Below are 16,629 nucleotides of genomic sequence, written 5' to 3'. Positions count from 1 at the left end.
GGTCAGGCGACCTGTGCGAGAAGGTCGCCCCAGGCGTTTCCGAAGTAGTTCAGGTCGAACCGAGCCAGGGTCTCGTACGCCGCCTTGGCTTCGGTCCGGCGTGCCGCAGCGTGTTCCCGGACCTGCGTCGGCAGACGGTCGAGATCCGGCGTGGGCTGGCCGGTCAGGGCGGCGAGGTCGCCGAGGCCCGCGATCGGGCGGATCAGGCAGGGCAGACCGAGTAGCAGGGCTTCGGCCGCGCAGCGGCTCCAGCCCTCCTGCATGCGAGGCAGGAAGACGCCGACGTCGCACGCCCGCAGCAGCCGTAGGTACCGCTCGCGCTCTACGTCGTAGTGCGCGCCGTCGAGGCCGATGGTGTTGCTACCGCTGGTGATCACCCGTAGCCCGGGTACGCCAGTCAGGGCCGCTGCGACCTCCTCGGTGCCCTTCCAGTGGACGGCCTTGCCCGCGTACACGCCGATCGTGTCCGGGGCCAGGCCGAACTCGGCGCGGCATTCGGCCCGGTCGAAGCCGCGTGCCCGCTCGACCTCGGCCATGTCGAAGGCGTTGTAGATCACCCGTATGTTGCGGACGCCGCGGGCTCGGAGGAAGTCTGCCCAGTACGGGGATACGCAGACCACGGCCGCACACTGCGGCAGCACCCGGAACAGCCGCTCCCAGAGCATGGCCTCGACGGGGGCGGAGTCGTGCTGCAACGGTTCGTAGTGGTGCAGGAGGAACACGGTGCGGGCCCGCATCTCCGGCGTGAAGATCAGCAGGCTGATGTCGTCCCACACGAAGGTACCTGGGGCGGAATGCAGCGCTCGGACGGTTGGGGCCAGCTGCGCGAGGTGGCGGAGCTTCCGCCAGCGGCGGATGCGGTAGGTGCGCTTGTGGTCCGGGACCGTGCGCCATTCCACGTCGTCGGCGGTTGCCTCGTGAAGCATCCGAAGGTATACCCGGCCGCCGGTCCGGCCGACCGGCTCCATCGAGTACGCGATCCGTCTCACGGACGTGCCTCCTGCTGGTGGTGGACGTACTCGGCGTTGAGCAGTGTGTGCGCGGCTTCCAGGTAGGGGCTGAGGTGGCGTGCGGCGTCGGCGAGGGGAAGGTGGAAGTCGCTGAGGTTCCGTACGAACTTCCGTCGGCGCTCTTGGTTCGGCGAGGCGGCCAGGTCGCGCAGGTTGTGGATGCGGTCGGCGAGCCGTACCAGGAGTTCCTCTGCGGGGAGGGCCGCCGTCTTCATACGCCACCGGGACTCGTCACCGGAAGCTTTGGGACGCTGTTCGAGCCGGTGGTCGGGCGTCATCGCACGCAGGCGCTCGACGAAGGGTGTACCCAGCTGGTGGGTTACGAGGGCCTCTGATCTCGGATCGACCTCCAGGGCGTCGTGCAGAAGGCCGAGGAGGAGAGTCTCGGGCTGCGTAACGCCGAGCTCGTGCCGCAGGATCGCGACGACGGCGAGTGGGTGCTGGAGGTACGGGGTGCCCTGATCCCGCGTATGGCCGGCGTAGATCGTGAAGGCCACCCCAGCGGCTACGTGGGCGCGGGCACGCTCCCTGGCAGGCCATGCGGTGGTGCCGAGCGTGGTCAGTGTGTGTGACAGATCGTTGGTGGCCATTTCCGTCATCCCTCTCGTAAGGACGGCTGGGACTGCGAACGGGGATCGGGGATGTGGTCGGCGATCAGGAGGTTGCCTCCGACAGCGAGGGCGTCGAGGCCGAGGTCTGCCGCCGCCTGTGCGGCCTGCTGGGAGGTCCGCAGGATCGGGGTGCCTTTGCGGTTGAAGGAGGTGTTCAGGAGCAGCGGCAGTCCGGTGTGCTCGTGGAACTGATGCAGGAGCTCGTGCAGGCCCTGGTGGTCGGCGGCCACGGACTGGACGCGGGCGGTTCCGTCGTGGTGGGTGACTGCCGCTATGCGGTCGGCTCGGCATCGGCGGACATGGGCGACACGGTTCATGAAGGAGTCACCCTCCGACATGAACCATTCCGTGGCATGCTCGGCGAGGACGGCCGGCGCGAACGGGCGGTACGTAGCTCGTTGCTTAATGGCGTTGAGTCGGTCCCGGGTGGCGGCGTGACCAGGGTGGGCGAGGATCGAGCGGTGGCCGAGGGCCCGGGGCCCGAATTCGAGCGGCCCCTGTACCCAGCCGACAATGCGGTGCTCAGCGAGCAGCGTGGCTGCTGCGGGCGCCAGGCCCGCCCCGAGGCCGGTCAGAGCGCGGTAGCCGGATGGCACCGCACCCGCCTTCAGCGGGCCAGGGGCCGGGCCCCAGGCCGCATCGGTCGGTACCGGAAGGCGCTCCTGCCCGAGCTGGTAGTGCCAGGCGTACAAGGCGGCGCCCACGGCGGTGCCCGCGTCGTGTGGCGCCGGCGCTACGAAGAGGCTGTCGAAGCCGCTGTCGGCGGCCAGTCGGCCGTTGAGGTGGGAGTTCAGGGCGCATCCGCCCGAGAACACCAGCGACGAGGCCCCTGTAAGCCGTTGCAGATGGCGTGCAATGTGGACGACCGATTCGGAGAAGACATCCTGGACCGCGGCGGCCAGGTCGGCCCGTTCGTGTTCGGGCTGCTCCAAGACGTTGGCGGCGGTCCAGCCGTGGCCGCGGAGCAGCAGTGGTGTGGTGCTGTCCGCCGAGCCCCAGGGGTGGTCGATTTGCACTTCGCCGTCGTCGCCGAGCCGTACGAGTTCGCGGATTTGCGGCCCGTAGCGCTGGGGGTCGCCGAATGCGGCGAGCGCCATCATGCTGCCCTCGGGCTCGTCGCCGGGTGGGATCGCCCTCCGGGCGAGGTTCCGGTAGAAGTGCCCGAGGGAGGAGTGGACGCGCCGCGGGCCGACAGGGCCGGGAACCACGGTCGGCATGCTCTGGTGGAGGCGGTCGATGCGATCCGGCCGCAGGTCGTAGCCGGTGATGCGTTCCCGTCCCGGGCCGAAGTCGGCGCCGAGGGCGGAGCCGCCGGCGTCGATGACGAGGCCCGCCGCGTGGTCGTGTCCGGAGAGCAGGTACCCGGAGAGGACATGGGCGGTGTGGTGGGACATAAGGCGGAGGCGTTCATCGAGCGGGGCGGGCAGAAGCGCGGCGAGTTCGTCCCGCTCCTCGGTGAGCCACCAGCCGGCGGCAGGATTGGGGCGCATGGAGGCGGCCCAGACGGCGTCGATGTCCTGCGGTTCGATGCCGGCGGCCTCCAGGCACCACTGGAGTGCTCGGGCCGGTGCGGCGAGCGTGCCCTTGCGGGTGGGGTGATTGTGCTTGACACCGCTCCAGCGTTCCTCTTCGGCCGCGTAGAGGCGGCCGTCGACGATCAAGGCGGCGGCGGTGTCGTGGTGGAAGTTCAGCCCGAGGACTGCGGGCATGGTCGTGTACCTCCGGTTTGGGGTCAGGCGGTCGGAATGCGGGCGGGTAGGAGAGCGGCGCCGGAGTCGGCGTACTCGTGGCAGCGCAGGCAGAACCGGAAGTGGTGGCCTCGGGGGGCGAACACCTTGGCCACGAAGTCCTGGTCCCAGATGCTGAACTCGCTGTCGTCCTTCGCCATGGCGTTGAAGCAGCGGTAGCAGGACCCGTCCATCTCGATCATCAGGTGCTGGTCGAGGTAGCGGTCGCAGATGCCGCGCAGGTCGTTCGCCGGCTGGCCGACGTCGACGTGGTGCACGTGGTTGGTGACGTGGATCGCGCCGTACGCGTCGCACAGGCTCGCGAGCTCCACCAATCGGGAAGAACTGATGCCTTCCAGAACGCTGTTGATGACGACGGTTTTGCCGGCTTCACGGAGTCGGGGCACGACGGCGTGTACTTCGGCGTAGTTCTCGTGCTCGTCGTCGCAGCCGATGAGGATCTGGTCGTACGAGCGGAGGGTGGCTTCCATGATCCGCTGGTTGCGAGCAAGGGTGATGGCGTTCGTGCCCAGGACCATGACCTTGTCCGGCAGGCGTGTGCGGGCGGCGTCGCTGAGTGCGGGGAAGTCGCGGTGCACGGTGGGCTCGCCGCCGTTGATGTGCAGCTGCTGGAACGGGATGGTCTCCAGCCGGGCCAGGATGGTGGAGAACAGCTCCAGGGACATGTTCTCGCCCTGGGCGCCGTCGGCGAAGATACAGAAGTCGCAGGACCGGTTGCATTTCGTCGTGATCTTGATCTTCGCCGTTTTCAGGACGCGGGGCTGAGACGCGCGCGCGGGCATGGCGAGGCTCCTTGTGTCAGGGGTTGACGTCATCGGGCGTGAGGCTGAGGAAGTCCCGCACGATGGGCTTCTGCCGATGCCAGTGGGCGAGGGTGGCGCGCAGGGTGTCGGCGGTCGTGGGGCCGGTGGGGATCAGTCCGGCCATCCGGGCGGCCAGACGTTGGGCGGGACTGGTCCCGTCCTCCGCGAGCGTGTACAGGGTCTGGGCGGCGGAACGAAGCTCTTTCGCCTCCCGCCGGATCAAGTACTCAGTCGCGACGCCGGACGGCGGATCGAGGTAGTACAGCCAGCGGGCGACGCGTACGCGGAGCATCCCGGCGGTCATGACCCAGTCGGTCCCTGTGGACTCCTTGCCCGTGTCGGGAGGACGGCTCGCATCAGGAATGCGGCGCATGGCAGCCTCCAGGGAGACATGTGCCGCGCGGAGCAGGTGGCGCGGGCTGCGGGGTCGCCCGTCGGGCCCGCTCTCTGAGTGCCGGAGGAACAGCTCGGCGTAGGCGTCCAGCCCGTCCGGGCGCCACTGGGTGAGCGCGGCCGTCTTGCCAGGACAGCGGGTCCGTGTCGCGAGCGCGGCGGCGGCGAACCAGCAGGGGGCGAGGTAGTGCCAGGCCACGCAGTGGCGCCGGTACGCCGTGATGTCCTCGACCACGTTGTCCGTACTGTCCGCTGCCAGCTGGTATCGTCCGCCGAGCCGCGCCTGGAGGATTCCTCGGTAGAAGCGTTCATCGACCTCGCACCAGGGCGCCATCTGGGCCCGGGACCTCCAGCGTTGGAAGTCCCGGGCGCTCCCGCTGATCAGCGACCAGGTCGCGAGCTCGGGTGCGGAGATGAGTCGTCCGTCCGCCTCGGCCACGGTGAACGCGAATCCGGGCGGATGCTCCAGAAGCCGTCCGTGGGAGACCTCCCGGCGGACCGCGGACCTGTGCGCGGAGGCCAGGTGGTGGTTCCACTCCTCCCAGTCCTCTGGCGACTCCGGCAGGAGGACACGCACGTCGATGTCCGAGTGGGGACTCAGCAGATCGGCCGACTGCCACTTGTGGGTGAGCATCACGGCCCCGACACCATGGGCGTCCAGCTCGCGTTCGTACAGCGCTCCGAGTCCCAGGTAGAGGGGCGGCGCTTCGGCCACGACCATCACCGCTCCCCGGTGGAGGCTCGGGTGCAGGAGGACTGAGCCGCGCCCGTGGTCAGTACGGGGAGCAGGGGCAAGACCGGGGCGCCCTCGGGGCGCTCCATCCGGTCCCAGCGCAGGTCGTAGTCGACGTAGTGGAAGCCCTGCCAGGCGTCGTTCGTGTTGCGGTCGAGCATGGCCTGGAAGAGGTGGGCGAAGGCGTCATCGAGGGTGTCGTCGGCGAGGTGGGGCTTCAGGGGGATGTCACGATTGTGGAGGATGCAGGGGCGGGCCACACCGGTGGGCGTGATCTTGATCCGGTTGGCGTCGGAGCATGTGGCGCAGCTGGAGTTGGAGATGAAGCCGATCGAGCCCGCCCAGCCGTCGGGGCGGAGGTACTGCCCGGGGCTACGGACCCCGAGCTGGTCACGAGAGACCTCCCCCGCGCCCGCGAACCACTCGTGGAGACGGTCGCGGACGTCCGCCTCGCTGATGAACTCGGTGTCGAACAGCGCCTGCGCGGGCCCGATGTTCTGGAGTTCGATCAGGCGGACGGCGACAGGCAGCTCGCGGGCGAGCTCGGCCACGGCGAAGGTGTCGTCCAGGTAGGTGCGCTGGAGAACGCAGTTGATCTTCACCTGCAGGCCGAGGGCGAGGGCGTCGTCGAGGGTGCTCAGGGTGGTGCGTGGGTCGCCGCCTCCCATGATCGTGGCGGACCGTTCCGGGTCGAGGCTATGCAGGCTGAGGTTGAGGTACGTCAGGCCGGCGTCACGGAGTTTCTCGACGCTCAGCCCGCGGCGCAGGTTGCCGTGGCTCGTCATGCCGATCGCGGCACCGGACCCGAGGCCGTCTGCGAGTCCCGCGATCACGTCGAGGATGTCCGCCCTCAGGGTCGGCTCGCCTCCGGAGCAGTGCGCCTTCCGGATCTTCCAGGTGCCGGCTTCGGCGGCGATGGCCGCGTAGTCGGTGGTCGTCAGCGGACGGTCCTTGTGCCCGTAGTCCGGCATGCAACGGGGCTTGCAGAACACGCAGTCCAGGTTGCACAGCGAGTTCAGGGTGAAGGCCAGGTAGGGGTGGTTGCGGCCGGTCGCCGCGAAAGCGGCGGCCAGGTCGTGGCGGGTGGTGGGCATCGGTCAGCCTCCGTCGAGGGGAGAGTGGGCGTCGGGCACTTCGGCCAGGCCGTTGAGCGGCTGGCCGGCGAGGTATCGGCGCAGGTTGGCGGCGAAGAAGTCGACCGCCTCGTTCATGTAGGTGCGGCAGAGCGTCGAGCTCTTCGGTGTGAGCACGACCCGTGGGTGGAGCCGGAGTGGATGGCGAGCCGGCAGCGGCTTCGGGTCCGAGACGTCCAGGGCGGCGCCGCGTAGGTGGCCGGCGTTGAGGGCGGCCAGGAGGGCCTGCTGGTCGACGGTTGTCGCACGACCGAGGTTGAGGAACAGCGCTCCGGGTTTGCAGGCCGTGAAGAGGCGGTGGTCGAAGAGACGGTCCGTGACACGGGTGGCGGGCAGCAGGTTGACCACCACGTCTGCGACGGCGACGGCTTGGTGGACCGCCGAGGTGGGCATCCAGGTGATCCCAGCCCTGGGTGCCGCAGGCGGTGTCCGGCGCACGCCGATCACGTTCATGCCGAAAGCGCGGGCGGCGCGAGCGAGATGGCCTCCGATGCTGCCGCAGCCGACGATGGTCATCGTCGCCCCGGCAAGGTCGAAGAACTCTGCGGCGAGGTCGTCCTTCCACCACGTCCGGTTTCGCTGGACGCGCTGGCTCATGAACAAGCCGCGGGAGAAGCCGAGGATTAGCCCCATGGCATGCTCGGCCATGGGGCGGCCGTGGAACCCGTACGAGCGGGTCAGGGCCACTCCGGCGGAGTGGGCCTCGGCGACGGGCAGATGGTCGGTGCCGGCGGCCGGGGAGGCGATCCAGTTCAGGTGAGGCGCGTTGGTCAGCCACGATGGCTCGAACCGCCAGCCGAGGTAGACGTGTGCCTCGGCCAGCCGGTACGGCACGTCCTCCTCACCGGCCGTAAGAAATTCGACACCCGGGAAGGCGATGCGTAGGGAACGCTCGTGTTCGGCGGACAGCCGCCAGAAGGAGTGCGGGGATTCCAGGCTGACGAGCACCACCGGCCTGCTCATCGGATCCCACTTTCCCCGGTGGACGACGGAGCCAGAACCCACGGGGCGATGCGGCCGATGACGGAGCCGATGCTGGCCTCGTAATCGTGGTGCGAACGCACCAGAGCGGTTCCGCCGTTCCGGAGTCGCTCGCGTTCTCGAGGCAGGACAGTCAAGGCCCTATGTAGGGCGGATGCCAGGGACTTGGAGTCCTGGGGTGCGGAGGTGAAGCCGGTCACACCCTCGATGACGGTCTGGGCCAGGCCGCCGGCGCTGGTCGCGACCACTGGCCCGGCGCCCGCCGCAAACGCCTCCAGGGGTATCCGTCCGAAGGGCTCCTCGCGCGAGGGAACGACGACCGCGCGCAGCGCCGGACTGTGCAACCAGGAGCGGAGGGAAGGGGTGAAGTGGGTGATGAGCGTCGCGTCCAAGCCGTGGGCGCGGATTCCTGCCGCCAGGTCCTTCTGATGAGAGGTGAGGCGCTCGTGCCCCTCCGAAGTGACGGCCGCCAGGAGCAGGTGCGGAATACGAACCCCACGATCCTTCAGGACGTGCAGCGCTTCCAGCAGGTCTTCGAACCCCTTGGTGGGCACCGCGCGTCCCATGGCAAGCAGGAATCCTCCTCGGGCCCTGAGTGGCAAGGGGCGGACAACCGTCGGCCTGGTCAGCTCCTCCCGGATCAGTCCGTTCGGGATGTTCACGATGCTCGCCCGAGGGACACCGCAGCTCGCGACGAGGTGTTCTCGCATGTGGGCGGAGATGGCCCCGATTCGCCCTCCTCGGGCGATCGCCGCTCGTAGGGCTTCACGTTCCCAGCGGATCCGCGACCGGTCTCCTGGCCGCGTGAGGGCCGCCGCGGAGCGCGGGACGAGGACCAGGTCCATGGTTGGGGACGCGTACGGGGCGAGGCCGAGGAGGGGGGCGTCGAGGCCGACGAGCAGGCAGCGGCTGGTGCGATGGGCGATGCGTAGGGCAGCCTCGCCGGCCAGGTCACACAGCTGCATGGCGCCGTGGACCGAGCCCGGCGGCGCTGGGACCCCAGGGATCGTGATCACCTGGGCTTGGGCCTTCTTCAGCATCTGCTGGACCTCGCGGGTCCACCGCCGATCATGCGTTCCCGCTGTTTCGGGGACGTGCGGGGTGATCACGGAGAGGCGGCCCGTCGGCAGGATGCGGGCGAGGGCTGTCAGGAAGGCGCGGTTACTGAAGCCGGTGCCCGACGCGGCACCGTAGACGCCCTCGTGGACAGCTACGACGACGCGGGGCTGGCGACCGGCTGCTGGCGCGTCAGCGGGCGAGGGCGGGGTCGCATGGTCGATGCGCACCGTGTGGTGCCTCCTTGGAAGACGGGTCTCGCGGGCGTGAGCATCAGTGCGTACTGCGAGGCGACGGGCTGGCCATGCGCTTCAGCCGGCACCAGGCACGGGTTCCGTGGACACCGGTGCTCAAGGACCAGGCATCGGCCAGTGCGTCGACGATGACCAAGCCGCGTCCCGATTCGGCTTCCTCCTGGGGACCCGGGGGAGACGCAGGTGCCAGGTCAGGGCAGCCTCCGTCGGTGACGGTGATCTCGACCTCCAGGCCGTCGACGGCCGAGGTCCTGACGTCTACGCACAGGACCAGGGGCGGGTTTCCCGAGGCGAAGGCGTTCGTTGCGAATTCCGACCCGATGAGTCGGGCGTCGTCGAGGAGGTCAGCCTCGGTGCCGTGGAGTGCCACCGCGACGGCTTCCCGAGCGACCTCGGCCGCCCTCAGTCCGTACGGCAAATCCGTGATCAGCGTGGTCGTGCCGCCGCGATCGGAGTGCTTGGGTGGTGGCGCTGAGCCCGGATGCCCGGTGCCGCGCTCCAACACGCTGCCCGGACGGTCTCGGGAGGTGCTCGTGTGGTGTCTCAAGGCCCACCTCTCTCCGCCGGCGTCGAAGGCGGCGCCTTCCGTCGTGACTCAAGAACACCGGAGGAGACCGGTCGGGCAGCACCCGATCAGTGGGTCAACTCGGTCAACTTCCTTGATACGCAGGTGATTCGGCTGCGGTCTGAATCACCATGAGGAGCGCGGGGCGGTCGACGAACCGCCGGGGACGTGAGGTGGGCGAACGTGGGGCAACAAGCAGGGGGACCCAACGCCGTGCTGTCGCGGTGCCTCGACGAACTCGGATGGAGTCCCAAGGCGCTCGCGCGAAAGCTCAACAGGGTGTTCGGAGCGGGGACCGTCGCCGAGTCCGCGCCGTACCACTGGAGGGACGGCGGCTCGCTGCCGCGTTCGCCGTTACCGATGATGGCTGCCTACGTGCTCTCCCAGGAACTGGGTAGAGCTGTCTCCGTAGCCGAACTGTGGCAGGGCCGCGCGGGCGACTCCTCGGCGCTCGTCCCGGCGGACACGGATCTCGCACGGCCCTGGACCGTGCAGGGCATGGAGGCGATCGTGGAGGACTGGGTGATGGGAGGGCTTGTCGACCGACGCCGATTCCTCGCGATCTCAGGCGCGGGGCTTCTGGCGATCGTCGCCCAGTACCTCGACGGAACCGCGGGGCGAGGCCAGTACACGTCCCGGATGCCCCCGCCGCCCGGCGCTGATCCGCTCGTCGACCAGATCGAGCAGCACCTGCCCATGCTCCAGCTGCTCGACGACGAGCATGGAGGTGCGAGACATCTCCCCTACGTCGGTGCCCAGTTCCGCGCTGTGGGGCTACTGATTCACGAGGGCGGGCATCCGCCCGCTGTGGCGAGCAGGCTCATCCGAGCGCTGGCGGAGATCGGGCAGCTCGCCGGCTGGATGGCTTTCGACGCGGCAGATCACGGTCTGGCCCAGCGCTACTTCGCCACTGCGCTGCGAGCCGCACATCAGGTCAACGACCTGCCCCTGTGCGCGCACATTCTCGGCGATCTCTCCTTCCAGGCGGCGAGCCGGGGACATCCGGCGGATGCCATCGCCCTCGGCGAGGCAGCCCGCCGCGCCAGCGAAGCCGCCCCGCCTGCCGCCCGGGCGTCCGTCCTTTCCCGGCTCGCCTACGCGTATGCGGCCGCCGGCCGTGACAACGACTTCGCCCACACCCGCAGCTCCGCGCGAGAACTGATCGCGAGTCGGGACGGCAGCCGGGAGGAGCCCCGCTGGATGTACTTCCTCACCGACAACCACCTCGACTGCCAAGCCGGCTATGGCTTCGTGCAGATGGGGCGCGCCCGGCAGAAGGAGGACGGCGGTACCAAGGGCCGTCGCTTTCTCGCTCAAGGGACCGAAATGCTCCGTTCCGGGGCGTACGACGTTCCGCGTGGCGACCCCAGCCAGCGCAGAGCCATGTTCGAAGGGGCCTGGCTGGCCTTGGGACACAGCGCCCACGGAGACCTGGAGGCGGCCTGCGAGATCGGCCAGATCGCCGCTGACCGCCTTGACGCCGTACGTTCGCCGAGGAGCGCGGCACTGCTCCACCAGCTTGCGGCGGACCTCCGCCGCCGCCAGCGCAACCCGCACGTCCGCAGCTTCCTGCCGGTCCTCGAAGGCGCACTCGCCCGACATGCTCCGTCGACGCCACCCGGCCGTTAGGGTCGAGATCATGACCGCAGGGGAGCGCGTTGTCGTTGTCGGCGCTGGGGTGGCAGGGCTGACCTCCGCCGTTGTTCTCGCCGAGGCCGGGGTATCGGTGCACGTGATCGCCGAGCAGGTGCCCGGTGTCACCTCGCTGGCCGCCGGCGCGATGTGGGGCCCGTACCTGGTCGAGCCGAAGGACAAGGTCGACCGGTGGGGACAGCGGTCCCTGGAAGTCTTCCGGGAGCTGGCCCAGGACCAGGCCACAGGCGTCCGGCTCACCAGCGGCATCGAGGCATCCCGTACTGCGGAGGCCCCACCGGACTGGGCCACCACGCTGCCCGGGTTCCGACCGTGCGAGTCGACCGAACTGCCGGATGGGTTCACGGCCGGTTACCGGTTCACGGTGCCGCTGATCGACATGCCCGCCTATCTCGACTATCTCCTACGCCGGCTGCGAGCGGGCGGCGGAACGGTCGAGCAGCGACGTCTGACCTCGCTCGCGGACGTCGGCCCGGCCCCTCTGATCGTCAATTGCGCGGGCTTGGGCGCCGGTGACCTGGCCGTGGATTCAGACCTGCGGCCGATTCGTGGCCAGCACGTAGTCGTCGCCAACCCGGGGCTGACCGAGTTCTTCTCCGAGGACACCGGCACTTCGCCGGATCTGCTGTGCTTCTATCCGCATGGAGAGACCGTCGTCCTGGGCGGCACAGCCATCGACGACGAAGGCGACCTTGCCCCAGACGACACAGCGGCGGCCCGCATCCTCGCCCGGTGCGCCGAGGTCGAACCCCGCCTCGGCCATGCCCGCGTTCTGGAGCACCGGATCGGGGCTCGGCCGACCCGTTCCATGGTCCGCGTGGAGGCGGAGCGGCAGGACGGAGTCCTGGTCGTGCACAACTACGGGCATGGAGGCGCCGGCGTCACGCTGTCGTGGGGGTGCGCCGAGGCGACTCGAAAGCTCCTTTCCCTCAGCTGAGCGAGGGCTCTCCTCGATACGTCTGTGATGAAAGTCCTGGCGTCCGTGAAGGGTGAACGTGATGACACAGAGCATGGCGAAGGTACCGAGCGTCGCCGCAGCTGTAATCGTCCAAGAGGGACGAGTCCTCATGGTGCGCCGCCGGGTCGGGGAGGGCCAGCTCTCCTGGCAGTTCCCGGCCGGCAAGGTTGAGCCGGGTGAGTCGCGAGAGGAAGCCGCTGTGCGGGAGGCCCGTGAGGAGACAGGACTGCACGTGGCTGCGGTGAAGTTGCTTGGTGAGCGGATTCACCCCATGACGGGCCGACTGATCTCCTATACGGCCTGTGAAGTGGAGGGTGGAGTCGCCCACGTCACGTCCACCGAGGAGGTAGCTGAGGTGGCTTGGGTAACCCACGGAGACATCCCGCAGTACGTGCCTTACGGCCTGTTCGAGCCCGTGCAGGAACACCTTGATGCAGTCCTGCCTTCCTGATCCCCCTCCGCGAGGCAGGGCCATGGGTGCGCGGCGCTCGACCTTCCGATGCACCCCCTGCTGCCGCGTGCTGACCTCGTTCACAGAGTTCCACCACGCTTGTAGCCCACCCAGAGTCGTCCGCCAGCCTGATTCAGTACCTCGTCCACGGCGGCCACAAGAGTCTCAATCCGCCCTGCCAAGACGTCACGTAGGCCATCGTGCAGGCGCTCGCTGAGTCCCGGCGCCGCCGTCTCGAGACGGCGTGCCAGCCACTTCCCGCCTCCGCACCACGACCCGCTGACGTTCAGAGCCAGTTCGCCAGCCCGTCGCACCAGTTCGGTGGCGATGAACAGCCGTTCGCTCTGGTCCGGGCTTCCGGCGAGGTCGTCGAGGAGGTCAGTGATCGCGTAGCGGCAGTCATCGATCTCGCCAGCCGACATCTTGGGCGGTCCCACAGAGGTCAGTGCCCGAGCCTCCGTGGCGATGCGCGCGCCGACCCCATCGGTGTCGAAGAGCAACAGCCCGGCAGAACACATCCAGAGCAGCGGCGACCGGCGCTTGCGTACTTCGCGGTCTACGTACGAGTGCCACGTCGCTTCGGTGTGCACGAACATCTCCACCAGCCACTCACCGCTCCGGAAGCTCGACCGGTATGGGGCCGGGGATCCGTGGAGGATCACCACGATGTCGAGGTCCGACATCGGCGTGCGGCGGGCCGTCACGGCGCTGCCTCCCAGGAACACAGCCTGAGCGTCAGGGTGATGTTCCTCTACAACGGCACGCGCGGCGGCGATCGCATCCATGCAGCAACTATCAGCATTCTGTCCACCGTGCGCACCGGGATTTCTTGAGGCACATGCAGTTCTATCTCCGGTGAGCGGCTGCCGATGCGTGGTGAAGTGCCCGTGCTCTTGGAAGGTCTGGCGTCTGCGCTCCGCCGGCAGTCTGCAGGGTATGGCGGAAGGCATTCGTCATCGACGTCATGACCGCGATGGTCGCGACTGGTTGGCCCGAGGCCGTGGGCCAGTGCCGATCGCGCCGCGCTTCCCGGATGGCCCGCATGTGCTGGCGATCCTGCTCCGCAGCATGCCGCCGAGACCGTGCTACCAGGGGCCCCGTCACTGCGTAGGCCGCCGAGATGAGCAGACATCGCGCCGCGAAGTCCCATCCCCACGTCATGTCGCCCACCCACGCCATAACGGAATCGCGTGCGGTGACAGTGCTGTTGGGCAGCCCAGGACGAGGGCGATCGCGGTCACACACCCTCCATGCACTGGCCGTCCTACAGATGGTCGAGGGGTTCGGCGGCGTACGTGCCGTCACCGAGCGGGGCATCGGTTAGCTCGAAGCGTTGGGGCAGGCTGCCGACCCGGCGGGTGACGACGCTGCCGGGAGCCCGGGTGGTCTCGAAGTACAGGGGAGTGCCGTCGGCGCTGGCGGTTCCAAGCAGACTGAAGCGGCGCAGCACGCGGGGTGGTGTCGGGGTGGTCCGGCGACGCCGGTAGAGCCAGCTGGCTGCGGCAGCGAGAACGGTGACGACCAAGCCAACTGCAATCGGGATCAGAAACTTGTCGAAAAGCGCGGACACGGCGGCATCACTCCTGCGAGGCGGGTAGGACCCGTCACTGCGACGGGCCGCGCCGAGGATGCGACAGGCGGGGGTTAGCCGCGCAACCCCCGATCATCTTGCGCCTCTGTTCAGGAAGTTGGGTGCGGTCGGCGCATCGTCGTACAGCGCCCTCGGTGTGTCAGCGTCGGCCGCCCAGCCTGGATGCACGGCGAACGCGGAGGGTGCCTCCTCGCCCCAAGAGGGCCGGGATGTGGTGGCGGCGTAGTGAGCTAGGGCGGAGCGGAAGACGGGCAGATTCTCACCGGACATCTCGTAGGCCGATGCCTGCCGCCATCCGTCCTGAGGGCCGCCGCCGTAAACGACTGTGACTGGTGCCTCGGTGCCTTCGGGCCACCAGCCGTGCTTGAAGCCGCGCTTGAGGGCGTAGGTCAAGGCCACGGTGGGGCCGCGCAGTCCGCGCGGGAATGCCTCGCGCAGCAGGGCGGCCTCCAGATTGCCGTCGGACTCGACGACCAGGCGCACAAACTGGCGGGCGTCCTCATTGAGTGTGTTCAGGAAGACCATCGCCCGGTCGGCACCCCATGCGGTGTCGACGGACACGGCCAGTTCGTCTCGGTGCTCGGCGAGCAGGGCGAGGAGTTTGCGCTCGAACTCCTCGCTCGCGCCTTCAATGGTGAGCCTCACATGAACCTCTTCAGCACTCTATGTCATCTCTATCGATCGCTATAGACAGTGTTTCGGAGTGGGGCCTGGGTTGTCTATAGAGATGACGTAGCGGTCTATAGGGCGTCAGTGCTTTGCCGGTGGGGGCGTGCCGGATTCGGCGGGGCTCGGTTCGATTGCAAGACGACTGGGTTCGATGTCAACGGACAAGTTCGCCGGGGGCAGACAGGAAAGAGTCGCGAAGGACTGGCCAGCGAGCGCAGACGGATGTCAACCTAGACGACCTTCCGGAACCCCAGGTCAGAAAGGTATTCGCCATGACCTTTGCATCCACGAGCTCCGGTTTCTCCACCGCCGCCGAGGCCCTGAAAGCGCACACCTGGCAGCTTGGCCCGGGCCAGCCCACGCTCGTGATGGATCAGTTCTCTGCCGAGGATTTCCACATGGTTGTGGACGACCGCGCTGATGTCCACGTCAATTCGAAGGACGGCCGGTTCTACTTGGGCTGGTTTCCGCTCGGCCGCCTTGGGGGCGACGGCGAAGGCTGGAAGATCGCCGTCACCGGTACCACGAAGATGCCTGGCTACAGCATCTCCTTCGACGCCGAGACGCCGGCCGACATCGTCGCCGTCGCTGTGACGCGCGTGCTGGAAACCGCCCATTCTCGGTAGGCAGGGCAGTCGGCGTCAGCCGACTCGGCTCCGCCTGGCTCATGGACGGGTGGCGATCCGAGCCGGCAGCCGACTGCCCGGAAGCAAGACGTTGTCAGTAGCCCCGCACCCTGCCCTTGGAGGCGCCCTGTATTCCAACCCTCGGCTCAACCCGCCCACCCCGAACCGGGGCGCTCTGCCTGCGTACTGGGTCGGCCCCCGGCACCTGGCCGGCGATGACGGATGTCTCTACGACGTCGTCGCGGACACTCTCGCCGGCTTCGGCTGGACGTGCCTGACAACCGTCCGCGGGCGGCGTGAGCTCGACGAGTCGCTGGAGGACCGCCAGGTCCTGCGCAGCACCGTCCTGCACATCAGTCCCGACGCCCGTCGGTGGGCTCAGTGGACGCTGTCGGACGAGCCGTTTCACCTCGGTGGGCTGCCGATCGCGTGGCAGATCTCTACCCGCTCGGATGCGAGCAGGTCGCTCGCGGACTGGTCCGCCTACTTCACCTCCGGCATCCCCGGCGAGGCCATCGCCGACTTCCTTCTCGCGCTCGATGTATGCGGTGATCCCACCGACGCGGCCGCCAGTCCCGAGACCGTTCTCGATGCGGCGTCCGCGCACGGTTGGCTCCGCGACGCCGACCAACCGCATGCGGCGGCGATGCATCCCACCTTCACCTCACGCCTCGGTCTTGGCGAGCTGCCACCGCTCATCCAGGATGCCGATCCCTGTGCCCTGATCGTCGAGGGCGATGTGCCAGGGGTGGCGGGTTGGCAGGCGTGGGCCGAGCTCGGCGCGGGTGTTCCGTGCTTGTGGGCTGCATCGTTCAGTTCCAGCGTGCCGCACGGCCTCGTTGCCGCGTTCGCCTCCTCGCTCAGCTCCACCGCACCGGTGCTACGCCGGGTGTTGCCGGAGAGCTCACGGGACCGGCTCCTGTGTGCCCCTGCCTGCTGAGCAGTACTCCCGCGCGATGAAGCCGGGCCCCCGTTCGGGAGGCCCGGCTTCGCGCTGCACCGGCAGCTTCTGTGTCTGGCGGACAGTTACCGGGGCGGGCTGACGTCAGTACTGGGTGCGGTGTCGGCTCGTGGGCGTCGCGGAGAGATGGTTCCTATGTGACCTTCCTTGACTGCGATTACCGGCTGGGTGAGGCTCCGCCGGGTCAGCTTCTTGCTCTGGCCGGTGAGTGACACACCCGGTGTCAGAAGGCGTAAGGGGCGAACGGACGTATCGGTTCGTCCGCGAGTGCGAGCAGGCGATTGAACTCCGCCATTTCGTCCTCGCTCATGAGCTCGACTGCGTTTCCGAGCTTCTTCTCGGTGAGCCGCTCCATGAACGGGGCAAGAAAGCGCTGTGTGACGTCAGGGGCGTCGCATATCTCATGCACGTACTTCATGTACCGCGTGTGCTG

18 protein-coding genes are annotated in these 16,629 nt (G+C 68.5%); 5 read left to right on the top strand and 13 right to left on the bottom strand.

All coding sequences use genetic code 11. The features are described from left to right. Positions 1-2: 2 nt before the first annotated feature. From AC0VY3_RS34340 to AC0VY3_RS34300, 9 genes are read right to left on the bottom strand one after another with little or no spacing between them, the layout of a single operon-like run. Positions 3-989 carry a glycosyltransferase gene (locus tag AC0VY3_RS34340; protein WP_393773678.1) on the bottom strand — a complete coding sequence of 329 codons (987 nt, stop codon included), beginning with the start codon at positions 987-989 and terminating at the stop codon, positions 3-5. Continuing rightward, positions 986-1,600 carry an HD domain-containing protein gene (locus tag AC0VY3_RS34335; RefSeq protein WP_475551455.1) on the bottom strand — a complete coding sequence of 205 codons (615 nt, stop codon included), beginning with the start codon at positions 1,598-1,600 and terminating at the stop codon, positions 986-988. The genes AC0VY3_RS34340 and AC0VY3_RS34335 overlap by 4 nt, the downstream gene beginning before the upstream one ends. Before the next feature lie 5 nt (positions 1,601-1,605). Then, entirely contained in the window at positions 1,606-3,330 is a 1,725-nt protein-coding gene (locus AC0VY3_RS34330; protein ID WP_475551454.1) for a carbamoyltransferase C-terminal domain-containing protein, read from the bottom strand. Positions 3,331-3,353: 23 nt separating this feature from the next. Continuing rightward, the gene (locus AC0VY3_RS34325) at positions 3,354-4,151 is read right to left on the bottom strand and encodes a radical SAM protein (RefSeq protein WP_475551453.1); all 798 of its coding nucleotides are present in this window, start codon (positions 4,149-4,151) and stop codon (positions 3,354-3,356) included. A gap of 16 nt (positions 4,152-4,167) precedes the next feature. Next, positions 4,168-5,286: a hypothetical protein gene (locus AC0VY3_RS34320; RefSeq protein ID WP_475551452.1), complete on the bottom strand. Its 1,119-nt coding sequence runs from the start codon at positions 5,284-5,286 to the stop codon at positions 4,168-4,170. Beyond that, entirely contained in the window at positions 5,286-6,392 is a 1,107-nt protein-coding gene (locus AC0VY3_RS34315) for a radical SAM protein (RefSeq protein WP_475551451.1), read from the bottom strand. The genes AC0VY3_RS34320 and AC0VY3_RS34315 overlap by 1 nt, the downstream gene beginning before the upstream one ends. Positions 6,393-6,395: 3 nt before the next feature. After that, complete coding sequence (locus tag AC0VY3_RS34310; RefSeq protein ID WP_475551450.1) at positions 6,396-7,394, bottom strand: D-2-hydroxyacid dehydrogenase; 999 nt, start codon at positions 7,392-7,394, stop codon at positions 6,396-6,398. Then, on the bottom strand, positions 7,391-8,698 hold the full coding sequence (locus tag AC0VY3_RS34305; protein WP_475551449.1) for a glycosyltransferase family 4 protein: 1,308 nt from the start codon (positions 8,696-8,698) through the stop codon (positions 7,391-7,393). Before AC0VY3_RS34305 ends, AC0VY3_RS34310 begins: the two co-directional genes overlap by 4 nt. Before the next feature lie 43 nt (positions 8,699-8,741). Next, on the bottom strand, positions 8,742-9,227 hold the full coding sequence (locus tag AC0VY3_RS34300; protein ID WP_475551448.1) for an ATP-binding protein: 486 nt from the start codon (positions 9,225-9,227) through the stop codon (positions 8,742-8,744). A gap of 243 nt (positions 9,228-9,470) precedes the next feature. On the opposite strand from AC0VY3_RS34300, the gene AC0VY3_RS34295 reads away from it, so the two are divergent. The 3 genes from AC0VY3_RS34295 (at position 9,471) to AC0VY3_RS34285 (ending at position 12,349) form a co-directional block, all read left to right on the top strand. After that, positions 9,471-10,916 (top strand): carph-isopro domain-containing protein, encoded by a 1,446-nt coding sequence (locus AC0VY3_RS34295; RefSeq protein ID WP_475551447.1) that lies wholly within the window; start codon positions 9,471-9,473, stop codon positions 10,914-10,916. Positions 10,917-10,926: 10 nt separating this feature from the next. After that, positions 10,927-11,877 carry an FAD-dependent oxidoreductase gene (locus tag AC0VY3_RS34290; RefSeq protein WP_475551446.1) on the top strand — a complete coding sequence of 317 codons (951 nt, stop codon included), beginning with the start codon at positions 10,927-10,929 and terminating at the stop codon, positions 11,875-11,877. Between the two features lie 61 nt (positions 11,878-11,938). Then, positions 11,939-12,349: an NUDIX hydrolase gene (locus AC0VY3_RS34285; RefSeq protein ID WP_329038705.1), complete on the top strand. Its 411-nt coding sequence runs from the start codon at positions 11,939-11,941 to the stop codon at positions 12,347-12,349. Positions 12,350-12,429: 80 nt separating this feature from the next. On the opposite strand, the gene AC0VY3_RS34280 is transcribed toward AC0VY3_RS34285, so the two are convergent. From AC0VY3_RS34280 to AC0VY3_RS34270, 3 genes are all read right to left on the bottom strand, one after another. Further along, on the bottom strand, positions 12,430-13,134 hold the full coding sequence (locus tag AC0VY3_RS34280; RefSeq protein ID WP_403133717.1) for a nucleotidyltransferase domain-containing protein: 705 nt from the start codon (positions 13,132-13,134) through the stop codon (positions 12,430-12,432). A gap of 479 nt (positions 13,135-13,613) precedes the next feature. Continuing rightward, positions 13,614-13,919, bottom strand: a complete 306-nt coding sequence (locus AC0VY3_RS34275; RefSeq protein WP_403133715.1) for a hypothetical protein — start codon at positions 13,917-13,919, stop codon at positions 13,614-13,616. A gap of 93 nt (positions 13,920-14,012) precedes the next feature. Next, on the bottom strand, positions 14,013-14,585 hold the full coding sequence (locus AC0VY3_RS34270) for a hypothetical protein (protein WP_475551445.1): 573 nt from the start codon (positions 14,583-14,585) through the stop codon (positions 14,013-14,015). Between the two features lie 296 nt (positions 14,586-14,881). Here AC0VY3_RS34270 and AC0VY3_RS34265 point away from each other — a divergent pair, with 296 nt between their 5' ends. Beyond that, positions 14,882-15,235 carry an SPDY domain-containing protein gene (locus AC0VY3_RS34265; protein WP_403133711.1) on the top strand — a complete coding sequence of 118 codons (354 nt, stop codon included), beginning with the start codon at positions 14,882-14,884 and terminating at the stop codon, positions 15,233-15,235. Between the two features lie 127 nt (positions 15,236-15,362). Beyond that, positions 15,363-16,175: an SPDY domain-containing protein gene (locus AC0VY3_RS34260; protein ID WP_475551782.1), complete on the top strand. Its 813-nt coding sequence runs from the start codon at positions 15,363-15,365 to the stop codon at positions 16,173-16,175. A gap of 244 nt (positions 16,176-16,419) precedes the next feature. Here AC0VY3_RS34260 and AC0VY3_RS34255 read toward each other — a convergent pair whose 3' ends face one another. Next, positions 16,420-16,614, bottom strand: a complete 195-nt coding sequence (locus AC0VY3_RS34255; RefSeq protein WP_475551444.1) for a hypothetical protein — start codon at positions 16,612-16,614, stop codon at positions 16,420-16,422. Positions 16,615-16,629: the final 15 nt, after the last annotated feature.

This window comes from Streptomyces sp. iso_384 (genome assembly GCF_056172905.1).
This window is presented reverse-complemented; position numbering and strand designations above follow the sequence as displayed.

Bases quoted from the DNA above. Each gene is read 5' to 3' on its own strand.
- AC0VY3_RS34290 (WP_475551446.1), top strand. From the start codon at position 10,927: ATGACCGCAGGGGAGCGCGTTGTCGTTGTCGGCGCTGGGGTGGCAGGG.
- AC0VY3_RS34265 (WP_403133711.1), top strand. From the start codon at position 14,882: ATGACCTTTGCATCCACGAGCTCCGGTTTCTCCACCGCCGCCGAGGCC.
- AC0VY3_RS34335 (WP_475551455.1), bottom strand. From the start codon at position 1,600: ATGGCCACCAACGATCTGTCACACACACTGACCACGCTCGGCACCACC.
- AC0VY3_RS34310 (WP_475551450.1), bottom strand. From the start codon at position 7,394: ATGAGCAGGCCGGTGGTGCTCGTCAGCCTGGAATCCCCGCACTCCTTC.
- AC0VY3_RS34280 (WP_403133717.1), bottom strand. From the start codon at position 13,134: ATGGATGCGATCGCCGCCGCGCGTGCCGTTGTAGAGGAACATCACCCT.
- AC0VY3_RS34330 (WP_475551454.1), bottom strand. From the start codon at position 3,330: ATGCCCGCAGTCCTCGGGCTGAACTTCCACCACGACACCGCCGCCGCC.
- AC0VY3_RS34285 (WP_329038705.1), top strand. From the start codon at position 11,939: ATGACACAGAGCATGGCGAAGGTACCGAGCGTCGCCGCAGCTGTAATC.
- AC0VY3_RS34320 (WP_475551452.1), bottom strand. From the start codon at position 5,286: ATGGTCGTGGCCGAAGCGCCGCCCCTCTACCTGGGACTCGGAGCGCTG.
- AC0VY3_RS34325 (WP_475551453.1), bottom strand. From the start codon at position 4,151: ATGCCCGCGCGCGCGTCTCAGCCCCGCGTCCTGAAAACGGCGAAGATC.
- AC0VY3_RS34315 (WP_475551451.1), bottom strand. From the start codon at position 6,392: ATGCCCACCACCCGCCACGACCTGGCCGCCGCTTTCGCGGCGACCGGC.
- AC0VY3_RS34255 (WP_475551444.1), bottom strand. From the start codon at position 16,614: ATGAAGTACGTGCATGAGATATGCGACGCCCCTGACGTCACACAGCGC.